This window comes from Paenibacillus marinisediminis, from assembly GCF_054343325.1.
Map to the genome: position 1 here is coordinate 54545 of NZ_JBTGUH010000010.1, position 20720 is coordinate 75264.

19 protein-coding genes and 1 pseudogene are annotated in these 20720 nt (G+C 43.7%); 5 read left to right on the forward strand and 15 right to left on the reverse strand.

All coding sequences use genetic code 11. The features are described 5' to 3' along the window. Positions 1 to 155: 155 nt before the first annotated feature. Both ACXX53_RS18880 and ACXX53_RS18885 read right to left on the reverse strand, forming a co-directional pair. Positions 156 to 1808: a response regulator transcription factor gene (locus tag ACXX53_RS18880; protein ID WP_458570242.1), complete on the reverse strand. Its 1653-nt coding sequence runs from the start codon at positions 1806 to 1808 to the stop codon at positions 156 to 158. Continuing rightward, the gene (locus ACXX53_RS18885) at positions 1792 to 3579 is read right to left on the reverse strand and encodes a sensor histidine kinase (RefSeq protein ID WP_458570243.1); all 1788 of its coding nucleotides are present in this window, start codon (positions 3577 to 3579) and stop codon (positions 1792 to 1794) included. Before ACXX53_RS18885 ends, ACXX53_RS18880 begins: the two co-directional genes overlap by 17 nt. A gap of 625 nt (positions 3580 to 4204) precedes the next feature. Here ACXX53_RS18885 and ACXX53_RS18890 point away from each other — a divergent pair. After that, positions 4205 to 4483, forward strand: a complete 279-nt coding sequence (locus ACXX53_RS18890) for a hypothetical protein (protein WP_458570244.1) — start codon at positions 4205 to 4207, stop codon at positions 4481 to 4483. Between the two features lie 486 nt (positions 4484 to 4969). On the opposite strand, the gene ACXX53_RS18895 is transcribed toward ACXX53_RS18890, so the two are convergent. Continuing rightward, positions 4970 to 5869, reverse strand: a complete 900-nt coding sequence (locus ACXX53_RS18895; protein ID WP_458570245.1) for an AraC family transcriptional regulator — start codon at positions 5867 to 5869, stop codon at positions 4970 to 4972. Positions 5870 to 6045: 176 nt separating this feature from the next. Between ACXX53_RS18895 and ACXX53_RS18900 the strand changes: the two genes are divergently transcribed. Both ACXX53_RS18900 and ACXX53_RS18905 read left to right on the forward strand, forming a co-directional pair. After that, on the forward strand, positions 6046 to 8040 hold the full coding sequence (locus tag ACXX53_RS18900; RefSeq protein ID WP_458570246.1) for a hypothetical protein: 1995 nt from the start codon (positions 6046 to 6048) through the stop codon (positions 8038 to 8040). 428 nt (positions 8041 to 8468) lie between these two features. After that, the gene (locus ACXX53_RS18905; RefSeq protein ID WP_458570247.1) at positions 8469 to 8954 is read left to right on the forward strand and encodes a hypothetical protein; all 486 of its coding nucleotides are present in this window, start codon (positions 8469 to 8471) and stop codon (positions 8952 to 8954) included. Positions 8955 to 9086: 132 nt separating this feature from the next. On the opposite strand, the gene ACXX53_RS18910 is transcribed toward ACXX53_RS18905, so the two are convergent. From ACXX53_RS18910 to ACXX53_RS18965, 12 genes are all read right to left on the reverse strand, one after another. Further along, positions 9087 to 9434 (reverse strand): VOC family protein, encoded by a 348-nt coding sequence (locus tag ACXX53_RS18910; protein ID WP_458570248.1) that lies wholly within the window; start codon positions 9432 to 9434, stop codon positions 9087 to 9089. A gap of 233 nt (positions 9435 to 9667) precedes the next feature. Further along, positions 9668 to 10114, reverse strand: coding sequence for a hypothetical protein (locus ACXX53_RS18915; protein WP_458570249.1), 447 nt, complete (start codon positions 10112 to 10114; stop codon positions 9668 to 9670). Further along, entirely contained in the window at positions 10098 to 10571 is a 474-nt protein-coding gene (locus tag ACXX53_RS18920) for a MerR family transcriptional regulator (protein WP_458570250.1), read from the reverse strand. The genes ACXX53_RS18915 and ACXX53_RS18920 overlap by 17 nt, the downstream gene beginning before the upstream one ends. A gap of 246 nt (positions 10572 to 10817) precedes the next feature. Next, complete coding sequence (locus tag ACXX53_RS18925; protein WP_458570251.1) at positions 10818 to 11288, reverse strand: N-acetyltransferase family protein; 471 nt, start codon at positions 11286 to 11288, stop codon at positions 10818 to 10820. 28 nt (positions 11289 to 11316) lie between these two features. Then, positions 11317 to 12279, reverse strand: a complete 963-nt coding sequence (locus ACXX53_RS18930; RefSeq protein ID WP_458570252.1) for a BadF/BadG/BcrA/BcrD ATPase family protein — start codon at positions 12277 to 12279, stop codon at positions 11317 to 11319. 45 nt (positions 12280 to 12324) lie between these two features. Beyond that, positions 12325 to 12861, reverse strand: coding sequence for a DUF2812 domain-containing protein (locus ACXX53_RS18935; protein WP_458570253.1), 537 nt, complete (start codon positions 12859 to 12861; stop codon positions 12325 to 12327). Next, positions 12862 to 13176 (reverse strand): PadR family transcriptional regulator, encoded by a 315-nt coding sequence (locus ACXX53_RS18940; protein ID WP_458570254.1) that lies wholly within the window; start codon positions 13174 to 13176, stop codon positions 12862 to 12864. A gap of 131 nt (positions 13177 to 13307) precedes the next feature. Beyond that, positions 13308 to 15458 (reverse strand): glycoside hydrolase family 3 C-terminal domain-containing protein, encoded by a 2151-nt coding sequence (locus ACXX53_RS18945; protein ID WP_458570255.1) that lies wholly within the window; start codon positions 15456 to 15458, stop codon positions 13308 to 13310. Positions 15459 to 15596: 138 nt separating this feature from the next. After that, positions 15597 to 16793 (reverse strand): serine hydrolase domain-containing protein, encoded by a 1197-nt coding sequence (locus ACXX53_RS18950; protein ID WP_458570256.1) that lies wholly within the window; start codon positions 16791 to 16793, stop codon positions 15597 to 15599. A 54-nt stretch (positions 16794 to 16847) separates the two neighbouring features. After that, complete coding sequence (locus tag ACXX53_RS18955; protein WP_458570257.1) at positions 16848 to 17282, reverse strand: MarR family winged helix-turn-helix transcriptional regulator; 435 nt, start codon at positions 17280 to 17282, stop codon at positions 16848 to 16850. Between the two features lie 76 nt (positions 17283 to 17358). Further along, positions 17359 to 17739: a VOC family protein gene (locus tag ACXX53_RS18960; RefSeq protein WP_458570258.1), complete on the reverse strand. Its 381-nt coding sequence runs from the start codon at positions 17737 to 17739 to the stop codon at positions 17359 to 17361. Positions 17740 to 17815: 76 nt separating this feature from the next. Next, positions 17816 to 18130, reverse strand: coding sequence for a DUF5713 family protein (locus ACXX53_RS18965; protein ID WP_458570259.1), 315 nt, complete (start codon positions 18128 to 18130; stop codon positions 17816 to 17818). 170 nt (positions 18131 to 18300) lie between these two features. Between ACXX53_RS18965 and ACXX53_RS18970 the strand changes: the two are divergent. Beyond that, positions 18301 to 18594, forward strand: a pseudogene (locus tag ACXX53_RS18970) (carbohydrate ABC transporter permease); the annotation flags it as partial. Positions 18595 to 18624: 30 nt separating this feature from the next. Then, on the forward strand, positions 18625 to 20700 hold the full coding sequence (locus tag ACXX53_RS18975; RefSeq protein ID WP_458570260.1) for a DUF5054 domain-containing protein: 2076 nt from the start codon (positions 18625 to 18627) through the stop codon (positions 20698 to 20700). Positions 20701 to 20720 lie beyond the last annotated feature (20 nt).

Sequence of the window (20720 nt, forward strand, 5' to 3'; positions counted from 1 at the left end):
ATACTCCCCCTGATTCGTAGTGATTTTCCTTGACCGTTGTAAGCGCTTTCCACTTCTGTAATAAGTATATAAATTTGTGCGCATCCGCAACAAGATTCACCTGTTGACATCCAGTTACATTCCTTGACCACTTCGCGGCAAAAACAGCAGTACGGCTACGAATCCCGATATTCCTGCGGCGTTATACCCATGTTCGCTTTGAAGAAACGAATAAACGACAAGCGAGAGTCATAGCCGACCATCGCGGAAATTTCATAAATTTTATAAACGGAATACTTCAGCAATTCCTTCGCTTTCTCTATCCGCGCCATATTAATATATTCGGATAGCCCGATCCCCGACGTCCTTTTGTACAATCTCGACAAGTAGGAAGGGTTGAGGTGGACGATTCCTGCCAGCTTGGCCAGAGATACATCTCCCGCCAGATGGCTGTCGATGTACTCGTTGATTTGGAGCACCACAACATGCTCGTCTTCGATGGCCGGCTGGTCGTGATTGTCAAACAACAGCTCGGCCAGCTTGCGAAAATAAGAGCGCAGCTCCTCCCAGGACAAGTTGACGTCGGCATGCGACAGGCGATCCAGGCCGATCTGCGTGGCCAGCTTCCCGTCCAGCGGATATTGATTCAAGTAAGAAAGGAAGACGGAGGCGAGCCCGTGATACACCTCCAGCTTGACGAAGCCGGAACGGTTCTCATCCGCCGCGTGGTCGATTATCTCATCAAGCAGGCTGATAAAATCCGCTTTTCCTCCGTTTTCCAGATGGTGGCCGAGCAGTCCGATCTTTTTCATTTTGCGGTTGGCCAGCTTCGTCCTGGCCGCTTCAAACGACGAGCGCGGGGTACTGAGCTCGGCCGATCCCCTCAGCTTCACTTCGCTTCTCGCCCCCTGCTCTCCCCACAGCAGCGACAGCAGCGCGTCATAGGCTCCCGAAAGCGATTCCCATCGCACAGCGACAGGGCTGATCGCGAATGACACCGCCAGATCGATCGTCTCGCGGCAGTTCGCCTGAATCGTGTCGAGCTCGCCGAACACCCGTTCAAACCAGGTTTCCTCCGCTTCGTCTTGTGAATCTTCGTCGGTCTCTCCGTGCGAACCCGCCGGCTGCAGCAGCCAGGCCACATTCGATCCGTCCACCTCCGCAGATGCCAGCTTAGCCGCCAGCTGCAGCCTTTCCGCTGCGATGTTCTGAACAGCGTACAACATCAGCTTACGATCCGCGCCTGCTCCTTTGCCTCCCCAGGAATCGATGCGTTCCAGCAACAAATAAACCGGCCGCTCCGCCGACAATCCCATCTCCATCTCGCGAAGCTTGGCCCGCAGAGAGGATTCCGATACCGGCGCCCTCCCCCTGAGCAGCGTGTTGATGTACTGCTGCTGCAAGAGTGAAACCGCCCTCTTGCTTTGGTGATTCGCCTCGAGCAACCGTTGGTTTGCCGCAGCTTGCTCGTCCAGCTCCATAATCGCCTTATCGATGGACCGCACAATACCGTCGTCGCTCTCGGTCTTCAGCAAATAATCGAAGCCGCCTCCAGAAATCGCATGCTTGATATAATGAAAATCGTCGAAGCTAGTGAGAAAAATGACTTTGCACATCGGCCAGCGGCGCTTGATCTCATTCAGCAGCTCAGTCCCTTCCATCCCTGGCATCCGAATGTCGGACAGCACGATGTCGATCCTGATACGATTGAGCACTTCAAGCGCCTGGTGAGCCGAGTACGCTTGGTGCAGCTCAAGCTCCGGTTTTTTCTTGCCGAACATATTCATTAACCCTTCCACGATCACCGGAAAATCATCCACGATCAGCATCCGATACATAGGATCCCGCCTTTCCGCTGCCATCCAGTTTTAGCCGAATTTCTACGCATAAACCGCCTAACTGCGACCTCGTCAACGACAGTCCGCTGCCGCTGCCGAACATCAGCTCAATCCTGCGATGGACGTTAATAACGCCGGTCGTTTCCTTCATAAAATCCCCGCTTTCCGACAGCTTTGCCGCCAGCTCCGCCAAGTGGACATCCGGCAGCGTTTCGCCGTTATCCTCGATCCAGATCGACAAATAACCGTCGGACTCCGAGAAGTGCACCCAAAGCTCCCCCTTCGAGACAAGCGTTCCAAAGGCATACTTATAGGCGTTCTCCAATATGGGCTGCACAATTTGACGGGGAACGAGCAGCTCGCCGTACGCATCGGCAAGTGCCTCGAATTCAACGTCGATATGATCGCCGTAAATAATTAACTGCATATCTACAAAGATTCCGGCGTGCTTCATTTCTTCCCGGAGTGAAATCCGGTCGTTCGCATTACGCGTGATGAACCGAAAGTAATCGCCCAAATACAATGTAAACCGATAAGCGCGGTCGTTATCGTCCGCTTGAATCAAGCGGTTCAGACTGAATAGGCTGTTGTACAGAAAATGCGGGTTGATTTGCGATTGCAGCCGCTTAAGCTCGGAACGCTGGTTGCGAATTTCCTTCTCATAGACTTCGCTAATCAGCTCGTCAAGCCTGGCTATCATGCTGTTGAACCGATGGTATATATATTGAAATTCGTCGCGTCTTGCGCCGGCTTCGATTGGAAGGAGCTTGCCGTCTTCCACCTTCCGAAAAGCCGCTACGAGCCGACGCAGCGGATGATGGATGATCCGGTAGATAGAAATCGCAAGCAGGAGGACGATACATAGCGAGAAACCGAGCAGTACCCAGATCCATCGCTCATAACGATGCAGAGAGCCGAGAATTTTATCTTCAGGAACGTAAACGAGCAAATCAGTATTCAAAGCAGCCGCTTTGCGGTATGAGATCAGATAGGACGCGCCATCGAGCACAAAGGGAGTAATGCCGAACGATACGTCTTCCGCCAATTGCTTCTCTGCAAACATCCTCATTCTTTGTACGATGACCTCGTCATGCTCATTGGTGATCTCCCAACCCTCTTCGACATTGAACAGAATGGAGTTTCCTTGATTCGCACTAACAATATTTTTCAAGCTTTCGCGAAGCCTGTTCGCCGATAGCTCAACGACAATGATGAAAACGGGCTTCCTCCCTGATACGCTCACAGGAAACCGCATGCTCATAAACAACCGTTCGCCAATTGCCATGACCCGGCTCGGATCCACATTATTGACCAGCTTCACGTATTCGTCGGTGGGAATGGAGGACAAATAATCATTCGAGGCAACCGTTCTGTTGCTGAACGGGAGGAACACCTTCGCCTCGGCAATGTACGTACTGGAGGCTTTAAGCATACGCAGCCGATTCTGAACGGCGAGCACCTGGTTCATGTGACCGTAATTCGTGACCGGCTCCTCCGAGATGCCAACCTCCATCAGTTCTTTATCGATCACAAACTCAAACATAAGCTGGCTGATGCCTTTAAGCGCAATCTCTAGCGACTGTATATAGAACGCGTCTCTGCTCTGGACAGACTTGGATATTTCCTCATAAATCGTACGCCCCCCCTGCTGGTTCAACAAGAGCGTAATCATCGAAAGCGGCAACAAGACAGCCAATAAAGCTGTAATCAGTTTGGCGAAAATCGTAAATCTTGTTCTTCGATTCATCGATGAGGCGAACATTGCCTGCCCCTCCTTTTCATTTCATTGCCCTGTAAACTGATTTCTCTAAAGACATTCTTGTTCATTTGTGCTTTTACCAATTTGTAAAGAAAAATAGAGGGTATGATAGCGCATAAACACACCACTTACTAAAAGAGCATAATGATTTGTGGAAAGATTTAATATATCTTTCAACCAAGAAGCAGGTAGTAATGAAACCCCTAAGTAGCAAATGATTTTTCTTCTGCGTCAAAATGTCCCCTCCCCCTTTATCGATAACCATATAGAACTATTAAACCTTAGTTTCGACTTAAGATCTGATTCTCCTTTCAATATTTGTATAAAAATGTAATTGTTTGTTGGCTTATTCTTAAGTTATGTTTGGAAATGTACTGATTCTATTTTCCTCTTTTATGAATTTTATCCAAACTCTAAGAACATAAAGATATAATAGTATTAGCTAAGAGTATGAGCTTGAATAATTGTTTGATATTTTTCTCTAACTCCTTGTCCTCTTCCTTTCTTGATTTAGTATTTTGTCAGCCTTCCTTTCCTTGCCTCGTTTGGACAAAAAATCACCTCCATTTAGGTTTACCATAAAACGGCCTATGGAGGACGGCTCGCTGTGATCCCCCTAAAACGACTAATGGCTTCACCCCTAACAACAAAGAGCGAAGCCATTAGACATAAATTCGACAAAGTACGGACAACCGCACGTTGGGCGGTTTATTTCACCTGCTCTGCGATGAAGTTATTATTAACTCAACTTTCGCAGAGTGAAAACCAGCCTAACTGCATGATCAAAGATGACAAGAAGCGTTACCTTGTTGGCGGAGAAGAAGAAATTATCCGGATCTACAGAAGTAGTTGGGATATCTTTTTTCAACAAAAAAAGCATTCCTCATTGCAAAGAAATGCTCTATAACTTTAAACATTCAATTTATAACTTATTGAGCTAACCTGCGAGTTAGCGCAACAAGGCTGCCAATCGAGCTGGCAGCCTTGACATGTTTGAACTATCGTGTCCCGTTAGTGCGAAGGTCTATCAGAGGTTTATGTCACACTCTGGTCGTTTACGATTCAGTTAATATTTATATACATTAAATCGGTTGCCGTCTGGGTCACAAAAGTGAAGAAACGCAAAAAAACCACCCGAAATGTAGTCAGAAGTGCGTATGCCTTCTTTTTGGAAATAAGCATGCTCGGCTTCTAAGTCACGCTTATTTGACACCAACGAACGTTTGGGTTAACCGTGCCACGTTCGGTGAAAAATTGATTAACTCTTCTGTCCTTATCATCTAAACGGATGCTTCCTCAAACCGAATGGCCAACATTCTTCCCCCAAGGATGCGGGAAACAAAGCATCGTAGCCAGAGATACTTCCTTCCCGTGCACCGATATATCAGCTTGCTTAAATAAGTGATTTATACCGGTTACGGTATTTTATAGGACTAATTCCAGCGTACTTCTGAAATGCCAAACTTAGATGCGAAGGGGAAGCGTAGCATAATCGCTCGGCAATTGATTCTAATGAAAGATCCGTTTCAAGAAGCAGTTTTTTGGTTTCCCTAATACGAATATTGGTCATGAAATCTCTAATCGTCATTCCGTATACTTCACGAAAACAACTGCTTAAGTGCGATCGGTGGACGTGTAACTGATTAGCCAAATCTTGTATTTTCAGTCCGACTGCTGATGATTGCCCCAGCCGATATGCGGCTTCGTGTGCAAGTCTCAAATGGGAGGGGGAAATGCCTAGCTCTATGCTGCTGTTGTGTTGATTCATGGCAAACGATGCGAGCAGGCTGATCAGGTTGAGAACGCTAGCCTGCATCTGTAGCATTAGGATGGATGAACGAGTCCTTTCTTTCAAAGGAGTAGTAGGTAGTAAACCAGAATCAAGTGTTTTCAAATCATCTGCAAACTGAGAAAGAAACTGCTTCACCCAAAGTTGAATGACATTACCGTTTGTATCTGGATCTACGTATAGATACGGTTTTGTATTGGATTGAAATACCGAGGAAACGGTCTCGTCTTCCAATTGAAAGTGGAAGACGAATAACTCCGTTTCTTCCTCAACGGGGTTCGAATGGTGGTAAATACCGGGCTTGATTACGATAGCCGAACCAGAAGGAATGTCACAAGGTATTCCGTTAATTGACTGTGACAACCGCCCTTTAGCGACAAAAATGAATTCGAATGCAAGATGCCGATGATTGCCAATAGACCAACCGGGTTCCACTACGACATAATGAAAACGGTCAAGTAGAACGGAACCGTAAACGTTTGAGATATGAAATAATTGTTCCATTATACTCCCCCTTGCGACTCTATGCTTTCGGAAACAATTATAAAAGTGTTAGGGCTATATGACAACATATTTGATATTTTTGCTTGCAATTATAAATACATATATTTTGCACCGCGTGCTAACCTCTAGTTGTCGGACTCATTACAGTTTAACCAACCTGATGAAGGAGCGCTACAATGAATAAACCGAACGGTTCATCCCTACTTAACGAGCAATATAATATCGAGATTGATCCAGTCACCGGTGGAATCCTCTCCTTGGTACATCCTGAGGATTCTTATGGTATGAATTGGGTAGAGGGAAAGAATATCTGGGGAGGCATTACCAGTATTGGCACGGGCAGCTTTCAAGTTGAACATGCTGAAACAAAGGTATTCGACAATGTATCCACATCCATTTACTTTACTGAAAAGCTAAATATCACAGTAGAGCGCTCCTTCAATCCGGACGGCATGTTTCAAGAGAGGTATATCTTTGAAAACAAGACAACCATCCCGCAAACATACGGGGAGTCAGATCTCGGAATATTTACAGTCTTCAATGAGAATTATCAAGATTCGGCAACCTGCATTACGAGGCGCTGCCATACGCATATCTGGTGTGGAGAGAATGTGAGTTATGTAAATGCATTACGAATGGGAGGGGAAGCTCCTCATCTTGGTCTGGTGCTGACTTCTGGCAGCCTTTCGACCTACAGTGTGATTCGGGAGGAAACTTCAGACGATCGAGGGGATTTTATTTTGCATCCTTCTCCCTTTACCTTAGCTCCAAAGCAGTCTATGGAGCTCTCATGGGTCATCTTTTGGCATCAAGGGCCGGACGATTTCTACCGTAAAGCATTAACAATTCCAGGATTTGTAAAGGCGAGCGCCAGTGAATATACCCTATTTCAAGGCGAAACAACTACGATTACTGCACAATATGCAGCTGAATGGAGTGAGCTGCACGTTTCCGTAAATCACAAACCACTGCAATATGCGATAAACGGTAAGACTATGACTTCTGTATTTTCTCCCGAACAACCCGGGGAGTACATCGTTATATTGCAGACGGATACCGTGAGGACCTTTTTGAAAATTTTGGTTCTCCCTTTCTTTGAGCATATTGTAAACAACCGTTGTGAATATATCGTCGATAAGCAACAGTATCTGGACGAGCAAAGTCCGCTGTATGGCGCTTATTTGATTTATGACAAGGAAGCTGGTCGTACGTATTACAGCCAAAGAGACGACCACAACGCTGGACGCGAAAGGCTCGCGATGGGAGCTCTTCTTGCTTTATATTTGAGCGATAACAAAGGAAATTCGGCAAACACGGATTTGGAGAATAGCCTTGATTTATACGATCAATTTATACGGCGGGAACTGTATGATGAACAGACCGGCATAGTATTTAATAACATAAACCGCAACAATGATTGGCACAGACTGTACAATTACCCTTGGGTCGCCGTCATCAATATGGAGCTGTTTAAGCTGAAGGGGAATTCGGTCTTTCTCGAACGAATGACGAGAGCGTTAAAAACATATTACCACAACGGTGGCCATAAGTTTTACTGTATTTGTATGCCGATGTATGAAACTATTCAGCTTCTTAACGAGCAAGGTATGACGAAAGAAAGCAATGAGTTGCTGGGTTTGTACCGCAAGCATGCCAACTATATTATGGAAAATGGGATCAACTATCCCCCACATGAGGTTAATTATGAACAAGGTATTGTAGCACCGGCAGCAATTTATACTACAGAGGTCTATTTACTGACAGGTGAGAAGAAATATTTGGAGGCAGCTGAAAAGCATATTAGGTTATTGTCTTTGTTTAGCGGAGACCAGCCGGATTATCATCTGAATCGGATAGCGATCCGACACTGGGACGGGTATTGGTTCGGCAAGAGGAAACTTTATGGCGACACATTTCCCCATTACTGGAGCACACTGACAGCCGTTGCTTATAAATATTATTACATGGCTACGAAACAAGTAGAATATAAAATACAGGCAAACACGATTTTAAGAAATAACCTCTGTTTATTTGACCGGGACGGATTCGGCTCGTCTGCACACGTATACCCATTCTCCATTAATAAAGTATTAGGAAGATATTATGATCCATGGTCAAACGACCAAGATTGGGGACTATACTATGCATTAAAATTTCTGGATAAGGAATAAGGCTAAAATTGCCGTTCCGTTGAACAGTGTTTAACACTCTGGCGTGGGTGTGTAGGCGTGGGTAACCCAAGTTTTACGGCAGTATGCGCTGCGAAACAAGAGAGATTGAATGCGGTTGGTTTCAATGTTAAATAGTTCGTGAGCTATAGAGAGTTTTGCTTCGTCATTCTTAGGAACTGTTAAAGCATATTGTATAACTGAAAGGCGGACCTACTTGGAGAAGAGGCCCGCTTTTCTAATAAGTCCGATCACTTTATTACAATCTTGGCAAAGGCGGTGTCGCGGGTTAACGCAACACGCTTTTCACTGAGGAATCTCCTTTATAGGCATCTGCACAATCATATAGTTATTAACCTACATACTGTAAACACAGGTTATTTGACTTTACGAATAGTGCATTATCTTTTTAAAGCAAAAGGAGATATTATATGACAAATTTTCTTTCTTTTCACGGGACTATCACTATGATTAATGATTTTTTTACAGGTCAAAATGATGAAGGATGTTTCAAATTAATATCTGTAGACAACGGAATGGGAGCATCAGTAAATTTCGTTGTGTCACCCCATACTTATTTTGTAGACCATGTAATGGTGTCAGTAGGAGATCAAGTGACTGGATATTATGACGGAAATGCACCTGCTCCTCTAATTTACCCTCCACAATATCAAGCAATTGTCATGGTGAAAGATAGCCCATATCCGAATGTAAAAGTAGATTATTTTAATACTGAATTGGTGAGCAGTGATGGACGATTACGATTAAATATTTCTCCATATACTCAAATAGTATTAACAAATGGGCAACCCTTTTCAAGAACCCCTGCGAACCGAGATCTAATTGTTATTTATGGACCTACCACAAACAGTATCCCCGCCATTACCACGCCCTATAGAATTATAGTTTTGTGTTAGGGGTGTCCACGGTTCCCGTTCCTCGGGTTAGTTGAATAGGCGGCTCATAAGATATCGACTCCTTTTCAACTGATCAATAAATACTATTCGTCCTCCATAAACCTCTTCCTATAGCAAATGAATCACAACTCGTTATTTCTCCCAAAGCTCGATCAGTCGACCTTCAGGATCTTCAATCCAAATAAACTTTCCAAATTCACTAACCTCTTCTTCCTTTGCAAGAGGTACACCAATATGTTCAAGATGCTTAATAGTCTCGTATAGATTATGTACTTGGAAATTTAACATCACTTGTTGTTCTGTTGGAAAATAACTGTCGTTCTCGGTAAAGAAGGAAAAGATAGTCTCGTTTCCTAATTGGGGTTTTATCACAGCCCCATTCCAATCTCCAATTTCAATCTTCAACACTTCACTGTACCATTTTTTTGTAACTTCAAGATTCTTGGTTCTCCAAAATACTCCTCCGAAACCTTTTATCATCGTATCTAACTCCTGTCTGTCATCAAATTTTTAGCTATCCGATTACATTAGATATTCGAGATTTCAATTTAAGTTCCTTTTTCAACTATACTGCCCCTTACTTCAACAAAATAAGCAGGCTTAGGCAGCCTGCTGTGTACTCCATTACCTTTAAGACCTGAAATGTCACAGTCTTTTACATCTGCGGCGCATCGTTTCTGCAATGCGCTCTCACAGCTTGGCTATGGTTATCTTCACTCCCCCCTACTAGACTGTGGCAACTGACCTCCGATCTCTTTTTTCTTCATACTTATTCCCAGTATGATGAAGGCGACATAGATTACGATTGCAATCGAATCGAGTAACGTATCCGTAAGTGCCGAAATGTCATGAAATGCCGTTATGCCAAGAATAACCATCAGTCGGACGATCAGAAGCGAAACGATAGTCCATGCGGCAAATCTGATCTTCGATCGCTCGCTTTGGAATGACATGAAAATGAATACGATGCCGAAGACCAAATTTTCCGCCGTGATGATGTGCCAAACATACTTGAATACTATCTGGGTATCCATGGCTATTGCACTCACGTGGAGCATCGGCAGCACTGTGGATTGCCCGTTCCATGCGTGCGTGACGGCAAACAGAATCACAAGAATGCCTGCAATCAGATAATAAAAATTCCTAATCTTGATGTCCATGACATCCCTCCTCGGATATTCCTGGTTCCTTCTTTCGAATAGCCTGGTAAATCTCGCGAACGATCTCTGCCAATCGCTGATCGCTTTCATGATTAAGGTCCCTTAGCGTTTCGGCTGTTACCTCGAGCAACTGACTGACCTTTTCCAGATGGGCAATCTTCTTGCGTGTTTCTGCATTCTTGGCATCGATGAACGCAGCAACTTCCTCGCAATAAGCAGAGTCTACATTCTCCATCCTGTGGAATCCAAACTTCCCCTTGATTTCGTCAAGAGAAAACTCCGCATACTGCATGATTTGAATATTCATCAAGTCGATGAGGTCGTTCTTCGAATACCTGCGGTACCGATTGTATTCCCGGGACGGCGATACGATTCCAATCCGGTCATAGTACCGAAGCGTATCCTTCGGGATACCAAGCATCCGCGAAACTTCTTGTATAGAGTAAAGTTTTTCCATAAACTCAAATTAACATTGGAGTGACCTCCAATGTCAAGTCATTTTTGTTTTTTTCATGCGTAATCGAGATCATGGTTAAACGATATTTTAACGGTTGGAATTGAATTGATCCCGTTGTCTACACGCTATTCAGCGAACCGTCCGCGCGGACTGAAATCCAAGGCTCGCCCCCTGGCATTCCATATAAAAAACGCCACCACGTTGAGTGGTGACGTTTGCTAAGCACGTCCAAATGCTTCATTTCCGCTATAAAAATGACATATATACACCCTTACCTTGTAATAGCTTAAACCCCAGCTTGCCGTACAAAGAACGAGCTGGGAGATTATCATCATCTGTTTCGAGTTGTAATCGTGTAGCTTTGTTCGAAATAGCTAAATCAATGGCATACTCCATTAGCTTCCTGCCTACACCCATCTTCCTATGTTTCGATGATGAATATAGAGCATCTACATGCAGTACTGGGTACCCTTTGCTTATGGAGAAGCTCCAGGAAAGGATGATGAACCCTATATATTCATGATCCTGCTTAGCTAAATAACAAGAAGACGAGCTGTCACTAATAAGCCTATGTAAAATCCGTTCACATTGTTCTAGCTGCTCTGATGATGGATCTAATTCGTCCATGCCACTGGATGAAGAATTGATGTAGCCCGCTACCAAGCCTTTAACTTTAGGAATATGAGATTCATCAAGGGATATGATTTCGATATCCAATATAATCCCTCCCGATAGATTATGATCTTCAATATGATCTATGAAATGAAGTCAGTTTGTTTGCAGGGATGCCCAGCTCCTTATAGGCCAGAAGAATAGCACCGGCTACAGGCGGCAATTGTGGTTCAACCACGCGATATTGCTTAATTGGATTGGCCATGAGTAATTCTGTCAGCTTGCCTCTCATATAGGGACTGCAAATGACACTACCGATTAGCGCGACCTCGACGTCGCGTTGAACAAAGCTCGAGCCCACAAGCTCAATACCCAATCGGAGCTGCTCAGCAGCGCGGTTACATACACGTCTTGCAACACTGCTGCCCTGTTCTGCGGCCCTCGTTACGTGTGGAGCGAACTGTCCAAACAGTTGATCGCGCTTCATCGTATCAGGATGAAAGCCCTGTCGAGCAAGCTCCTGCAGCTGCTCCAAGCTATCCGCTTGCCAATGCTGCAGCATTTCCGTGATCAGTCCCTCATTCGAATCATCTCGATATCCGGCAAGCACTTCATACACAGCTTCATAAGCGAGATGGCGCGCGGCACTATAGGCGTATTGATGATAATCTAAGTTTCTGATCCGCCTGCCGTTATCATCGATGCCCATGATCATCGTGCCCGTTCCGGCGATTGCAATAATACCTGGTCTATTCTGAAGCGCTCCCGCATGAGCAATATCCGAGTCATTCAAGTGCAGCTTGGGACAATGGAGTCCCGGCAAGTCGGTGAAAGGTGTAATCCATGCATCATCTGCTTCTGATTCGTAGCCTGCAATTCCAGCAACCAACATGGCTGCATCAGCTGCAACCCGCTCCGCCTTCGCAAGAGCATCCTCAATAGTCGCTTTCACATGATCAGACGCGTTCTCGTCCTTATACCTAGATGCACAGCCACCCTCCGCATAAGCAAGCTCATTCCCCTTCAGATCGCATATCATGACCCTTGTACTCGTTCCGCCTCCATCAATGCCGATTACAACATCGCGTTCCGTCATATATGTAGCCTCCCTCCGGTCTGAATCGCCCAACATTGGTTATTTCTACTTGTTAACCAACTTTACCTTTATTGAATGATACATAGTAGCTAAGAAAGTCGCTATCATGGGTGCTGCAACAACAACAGATATCAAAAATATCACATAAAATACATCGCTAAGCATACCCGTTGTGATTTCACGTACGATGTAACTTCCAACCATAGCACACGAGGTTATGGCTGCAGCAGGACCAACCGATTTTTGAAGACGCTCGAACTTTTCAACCTTTGTTTCTTTATCCGTATAAATCGGTTTTACACCAGGTAACGCTTTAAATAAATACGTATCATACTGCGAACACACATGCGCCCACCCAGCTGTCTCAAATAACTCGATATATTCGTCTAACTCTTCTTCTTTCAAATCTCGTATATCGATACTAAATGTCACGTCCTCTGGATTCCCTTTTACTAATTCGTACCCCATCCTTTTATATCTCTTCACGATCCAGCCATTTGCGGCCTCTTTGCGCAGCATTATTAGATCTTTCTTTTCTGAAAATGCAATTCCATTCGATACAACATACTTTGTTTCACTCATTTACATCTCCCCCTTTAATCCTTGTTCCGCGAATTCCACCATCTTTTTACGTTTCTCAATATCATGCATTAACACGTTTCTCCCTTTGTCTGTTAACACATAAATTTTTCTTCTTGAATCTGAATCATCATAAAGCTCAATGTATGACTCGTTCATTAATTTTTTAATAATCGTGTACAACGATGCTGGGCCAATCACAACTTGACCTTCTGTGATTTCCTCTATTAAATTCATTACCGCATAACCATGTCTAGGCTTGATAAATCCGGACATGATGTAAAAAACGGAATCCGTTAATTGATCTAATGACTTCATGCATTTCCCTCACTTTATATCACTTTATGATATATCTAAAAATAATATATCACTTTATGATATATTAGACAACAAAAAATGAACAAACAAAAGTTTGTTCATTTTTCTTCCTTACCACCTAAAATCATCCATTAATACTCCATCTCTATTGCTTCACCAACAATATCCAACGAATATCTAATGACGGGTACATTAGTAAGTTCTATACTTCTACGATCGGGTTGATTTCCACCTATATATATTTCAAATAATCCTGGTTCCAAGATGCGCTTGCCCTCTTCATTTATCATTGATAAGTCATATGGTGTAATCGTGAACGACACAAGTTGTGTTTCGCCTGACTTAAGGAAAAGCTTATGAATTTTCTTCAATTGCCATCGTGGAACTGTAACTGAAGCCTCAACATCTTTAATATAAAGCTGAACAGTCTCTTCCCCATCCATTGATCCATTATTTTTGACACGAACCTGTAACTCAATCGAATCATTTACAGTTAATATTTGCTGTTCTATTGGAACCTCTTGATATTCAAAGCGAGAATAGCTTAAACCATAACCAAACGGATATAAAGCATCCTGCTTCATGTATCGATAAGTTCTCCCTTGCATTGCATAATCACGGAAATCAGGCAACTCTTCTGTAGATCGATAGAATGTAATAGGAAGCCGTCCTGATGGATTAATTTCACCAAATAGCAATGATGCTACTGCTTTACCACCCTCTGCTCCAGGATACCACGCTTGAAGAATGGCTGGCACATGTTCATCTGCCCATGACAAATCTAAAGCACTGCCACTTAGTACTACAAGAATAACTGGTTTCCCTAATGCGGTTATAGTTCTCAATAATTCCTCTTGATGTCCTGGAAGCTTGAGGCTATTTTTATCTCCGCTCGCATCCATATTATTCGCATCCCCTTGTTCCCCTTCCAATGTTGCATCAAGGCCTAAACATAGGATGACAACATCACCACGCTCTGCTACAGAAATGGCTTCAGAGAATCGGTCATTCGCTTCATCGAACAAATGGCAACCTTCAGCGTACAGAACTCTAGTTTCTTTAGAAACCTTCTGCTTAATTCCATTCAGAATAGTCACGTACTCTGATGCCGTTCCACTATAGTTTCCTTTAAGTGCTGATTGACTATCCGCATTTGGACCAATTACTGAGATTGTCTTTAATTGATTACGATCAAGAGGCAGCAATTTATGACTATTTTTAAGAAGGACTAGCGTCTTATGGGCCACTTCTACCGCAAATTCCCGATGCTGTTCGCAATCATTTACTTCGTAAGGGATATTCGTATAAGGTACATGTGCTGGATCATCTAACATCCCTAACTTCATCCTACTAATCATAAGTCTAATAACAGACTGATCTATAGTTTCCTCTTGAATTAAACCTTGCTCTACGGAATGGACCAAATTGATAAACATATTACCACAATTCAAATCACAGCCATGATTTACTGCATAAGCTGCAGACTCTTCAGGTGTGCTTGTTACTTTGTGATATTCATGGAAATCCTGGATTGCCCCACAATCCGAAACGACATGACCTTCAAAGCCCCATTCATTCCGTAAAATCTCAGTGAGCAAAGTCTCACTTCCACAGCAAGGCTCTCCATTTACACGGTTATATGCTCCCATGATCGCTTCGACCTTGCCTTCCTTTACACAATCACGAAAAGCAGGTAAATAAGTCTCGTATAAGTCCTTTTTGGATACGATCGCGTCAAATTCATGCCGCTCAGCTTCTGGTCCACTGTGAACAGCAAAATGCTTAGCACATGCTGCCGCTTTCAGATAACGAGGATCTTGTCCCTGCAGCCCTTTAATATATGCAACGCCAAGCCTTCCCGTCAAATAAGGATCTTCACCATATGTTTCATGTCCTCTACCCCATCTAGGATCCCGAAAAATGTTTACATTTGGTGACCAGAAAGTCAGCCCTTTATAGATGCCATGATCATTTTTACGTTGGAACTCATGATATTTCGCTCTTCCCTCGGTTGAGATCACTTCGGCAACTTGCTCGATTAAGTCCGGATTAAAGGTTGCTGCCATACCGATTGCTTGAGGAAACATCGTTGCCACTCCAGCTCTTGCAATCCCGTGCAAAGCTTCATTCCACCAATTGTAAGATGATAATCCGAGCTCAGGAATTGCTCTAGCGGTATGGAGCATTTGCGATACCTTTTGTTTAAGCGTCATACGAGACATTAGATCCTTAGCTCTTTCTTCGAAGCTGTAATTTTCATTTTGATAGATTGGCTTATTCATCTAGTACCCACCTATTCTAATATTTGATCAATATGATTTTTCCCAGCGCATTCGGAGCAAATTTGAGATTAAGATATCATATCATAACGTTTTCCACAAAACTATAATGCTTGTTACCGAAACTGTGGTTTGGCTATATCAATCCACTTTTTGATAAGGTACTTCGATACCTTCATCGATAAATATATGATTCGCAGCATCTACATAACTCATCGTATTGCGTACCCAATAATACGAATCCTCTATTTTAAATAGCGGCACAGACAGCTGATGCTCAAATGAAATCATCCATTGTATATCCTGTTCAATCGTGAATCTTGTGCCCAGGCCATCTGCTAATTCATATCGACCCGCAATATCATCTTCATCAGTGAGCGGTAGGACTACTACATGTTTTGGCGCTTCTACAGCATGGTGTATCCCCATGAAGCAATTCAACATTTCTTGTTCATACTGCGGAAATACTTCTTGATTCGTCGCTAACACAATCACTTCTTCTGTTGATCTATTCATGAAGGCTTGTGCTGAACAACCGATCCATCCACCTGTATGACCAACCCACTCATCTTGAATGATAAAACCATAGCTATAATGCTCAGCGACTGCTGTTGGTGTTAACATTAATTGCACAATCTCTTTGCTTATGTACTGACCTTGCCAAAGTGCTTTTAAGAACTTCGCTACCTCTGCCACCGTTGCATATATACCACCATCGCCATATCCATCATTATATTTTTCACTTTCGTGGTAATATCGGTCATCAATCGCCCTTAAATACTGCTGCTCCTCATAATCATACGTTTGACCCTCCGCTACGTATTGCCTTGCAGGTTGTGTTGTCATCTGGGTAAGATTTAATGGCTCTGCAATATGTTGTTGTAAATAGGCTTCATACGATAAGCCGCTCACTTCCTCAATAATCTTAGCAAGCAACACATAATTCGTATTACTATAAGACCAATGCTCATTCGGCGCATATTGTGGCGGCATCACTTGGATAAATGTTTCAACATTCGTTGTTGAATCTTCAGCAATATACTCTGGAATACCTGATGTATGTGTAAGTAATTGTGCAACTGTCACTTCTGTAAAATGAGGTGCGTTAAACCAATTTGTAATTTTATCTTCTAAATGTAACTGACCTTTTGCGATGAGCTGGAACGTCATGACCGCTGTAAACATTTTGCTTAATGATGCTAGATTAAATTGTGTATTTTCCGTAATAAGATGCTGCTTTGTGATATCTTGATAACCATGATAATACTGCTTGATAAGTCCATTTTGTTCATGATACACAGCACCATTAAACGCAATATGTTTAAGTAAATCCTCCATCAATTAGCCTCCTAAATAAATTAGATATCTAACATATTGAGCATGAAGAAATGTTTATAATTCCTTCATCGCAATCTCCTTTAATCTCTCAACAATGCGTTCTAATTCGTCTACCTCTTGTGATGTAAGTTTGCTGTAGATTTTATCTACGACTTGCTGTTCTACATAATCCTGCTTCGCAAAATACTCCGTTCCCTTGTCATCTAACGTTATAAATACTTCGCGACGATTGTGTGGATTAATGTCTCGCTTGATATATTGATTCATTTCTAATTTCGCAATCAATTGGCTGACTGCGCTGGAGCTAATATTCATTTCAATCGCGATTTCACCGACCGTAATGCGTTTTGCTAAGTACACAATATCTAATACAACCGCTTGTTGAGTCGTAATGCCGCTATTTAAATATTGCTTATAATGTTTAAAGATCAGACGGTTTATCGTATATTCAGCTTCATTAATACGCTTGACTTGTTCAACTAAAGACAAAAAATCACCCACTAACATGTTAGATACCTAACACATTATCAGGTGATTTATGAAACGTCAATCTTTAGATGCGGGTTTACTTTCTTTCCATTACAGCAAAATAATTATCTTCAGGATCTGCAAAGTTAAACACTCTTCCGGAAGGTATATTTACAATTTCACCGACTTTGACATTTTTATTGGACAAGTCGTCATGTAGTTGATCGAAATGTTCCGAGAAAAACATTAAAGAAGGTGTACCGAGATTCATTTCAGGCGACATCTTAGCAACGAACTCCTTGTTGTGGAGAATGATGCTGGTTTCTGCTCCCTTAGTAGGCGCAATTTCAATCCATCTCATTCCTTGACCATTATTCTCCTCAGAAACTACATGAAATCCAACTTTTTCTGTCCAAAAGCCCACTGCCTCATCTTGATTATTTACATACAACATAATTTGCCCAACTTTATTAATCATTGATGTTTCACTCCTTTGTATAAGTATTTTCCTTATATGACCTCGTTCAGACGCTCTTCCTGTCGATTAAACTTGTTTACCAATCTCTGTTTCTAATTGCTTCTTCAATATCAATAGCAATCTGGTATTTCTTTAATATTTTCTCCACTGTTTCCCCAATAGACTCCCTTGCTACCGTTTCTATTTCACTGTCATGCTCCCAGAATTCTTCTTGTATTTCATTAATGGTTAATGTCATTTCATCTAAACTTTCTTGAATTTCCTCTAATGAGTGATTTCCTTGCTTAATAAAATCCTCAGCTCTTATAATCGCAGTCTTAACCTTATCTACTAAAAAGTCTGGAAAATACGAGTCCGCATACATGTCATTTACATATTCAATATCCACCATTTCTCTTCACCACTTTCTATGAATTCTTTTTCAATTCGTAATCCGATTTTTTTATTTCCGCCAAAAAGTCGAACAGTCTGCCTTATCCAAATCATATCCAACGGGCTAAACCGATGCAACTTTATTTCAAATCGATTGTATTTACATCAATTCTTCAAAGAGATCACCGTGTGACGCTGTTCAGCATCGTAGGGCATTGGAATTCTTTCTTTGATGGGTTAATCTATATGAGTAAACCACAGAATTATCCATTGCAGACGTACATCCAACAATTGGTTGTGAATATTACACCGGACCTGATGAAAGAGATGACGACAGAGCAGCTGATCGAATTGATGAAGGCATCGAACAAGACCTTGAACGCGGCCAAACTGATGGTCGCTATGATCCCGATCCTGCTCATCTATCCGTTTTTGCAGCGTTATTTCGTTCACGGTATCGTATTGGGATCGGTAAAAGAATAATCCATTCAACGAGGAGAGGGAATTTATATCATGGCAGCCTACAAAAGAGTTCATGTTATTTTCAAAACCCATCTGGACATTGGCTTTACTGACTTAGCGAAACATGTTGTCGAGCGATACATGAATCAGTACATCCCGCAAGCATTGGATTTGTCCGAGCGATTGGCCGTTGAAGAAGGAAATGCGAAATTCGTATGGACGACCGGGTCGTGGTTAATCCACGAATATTTGCGCACGGCGCCGGTTGAGGCCCGCAGCCGTATGGAGGAAGCGATACGCCAAGACCGAATCGCTTGGCATGGACTGCCGTTTACAACGCATACCGAATTAATGGACGCGGAGCTGTTCGAATTTGGATTGTCCCTATCCGGGGATCTGGATCGCCGGTTCGGAAAAACAACGATCGCTGCAAAAATGACGGACGTTCCAGGGCATACCATCGGTATCGTCCCAATCTTAGCCAAACACGGCATTCAATATTTGCATTTAGGCGTTAATCCGGCTTCCAAAAAGCCTCATGTCCCTGATGTTTTTGTATGGCGCGCCGCTGACGGCTCTGAAGTCATCGTCAATTATGCGGCGGATTATGGCAAGCCCCTTGAAGTCGACGGACTGGAAGATGCGCTTTATTTTGCCCATACCGGTGATAATCATGGTCCTTCCAGCATTGAAGCTGTTCGTGAAATGTATGCTCAATTGCAGCAGAAATATCCAGGCGCAGAAATCATAGCTTCCAGCTTGGATGCGTTTGCGGAGAAGCTGCTCCCACTGAAAGAGCGCCTGCCGGTGATCCGCGAGGAAATCGGCGATTCGTGGATTCACGGAGTAGCTTCCGACCCATGGAAAGTAGCGCGTTATCGGGAACTGCTGCGTTTAAGGGACAAATGGGTCTCTACCGGTGCCTTAGATCCGAATAGTGAAGCGTACGCTTTATTTTGCAACCGCTTGATGCTCATTCCTGAGCATACGTGGGGGCTGGACGAGAAGGTTTATCTCGGCGATTACAGCGCCTACGCCGCGGCTGATTTCGCCGCTGCCAGAGCAGGCGATGCCGTCCAAGACGCCACTGCGCATAAGTTTGCTTTACTGCAGCAAATGGCAAAGCCAGAGCGAACTTTTCGCCTTTTCGAAAGTTCTTGGCAAGAACAGCGCGAATATATCGACCAAGCTTTATCCGCATTGCCTCAAGAACTGGTTAGCGAAGCACTGGCCGCATTCGAGCAAATGGCGCCGAAGAGCAGCGCAGCTTCGGATTCCATCTCGGAGCAGCTTGAATGGAATGCTCGATATGAACTAGGTTGCTTTCGCGCGGCCTTCGCGCCGGATGGATCGATCATTCAGTTGGTTGACCGGAACGGAAAAGTGTGGGCGAACGACACTCACCCGATAGGTGCCTACCGTTACGAGACGTTCGGCCAAGAAAATTACGATCGATTCTATAGAGAATATTCTAGAGATCTTAGACTGCATCACAGCTGGGCAGAACCCGATTTTGGCAAACCAGGCATGGAATATGCGGAACCGCGGCCCGAACATGCAAGTTATCAGGGAGCCCCAAGGAGAATACGATTGGAGAGGCAAACGGAGCACGATGTGGTCCATATCGAGCTGGCCATGGATTCGATCGCCTGCGCCCAGTACGGCGCGCCTCGCAAGCTGATCGTTAGCTATGCATTTCACAAGCAGGAACCGCAGATCGATATTACACTCCACTGGACTGGGAAAGCTGCCTGCCGATTGCCGGAAGCAAGCTGGCTCTCCTTTGCTCCGCTCGTGGATAACCCGAATATGTGGTTAATGGATAAGCTCGGATACCGCCTCTCTCCATCAACCGTTGTGAAGGACGGAAGTCGCAACATGCATGCGGTAGACACCGGACTATTCTACGAAGGCGCGGACGGATGCTGCACGATCCGAACACTGGATGCTCCGCTTGTATGCCCGGGCGAAAGACGGCTGCTTCAGTTCGATAATACGTTTGCTCTTATCGACGGCGGGTTTCACTTTAACCTTCACAATAACGTGTGGGGGACCAATTTCAGAATGTGGTTTGAAGACGATATGAAGTTCCGTTTTCAATTGGCATTTCAATCGTTCGGGAAGTAGACAACTATAAAAGATTTATT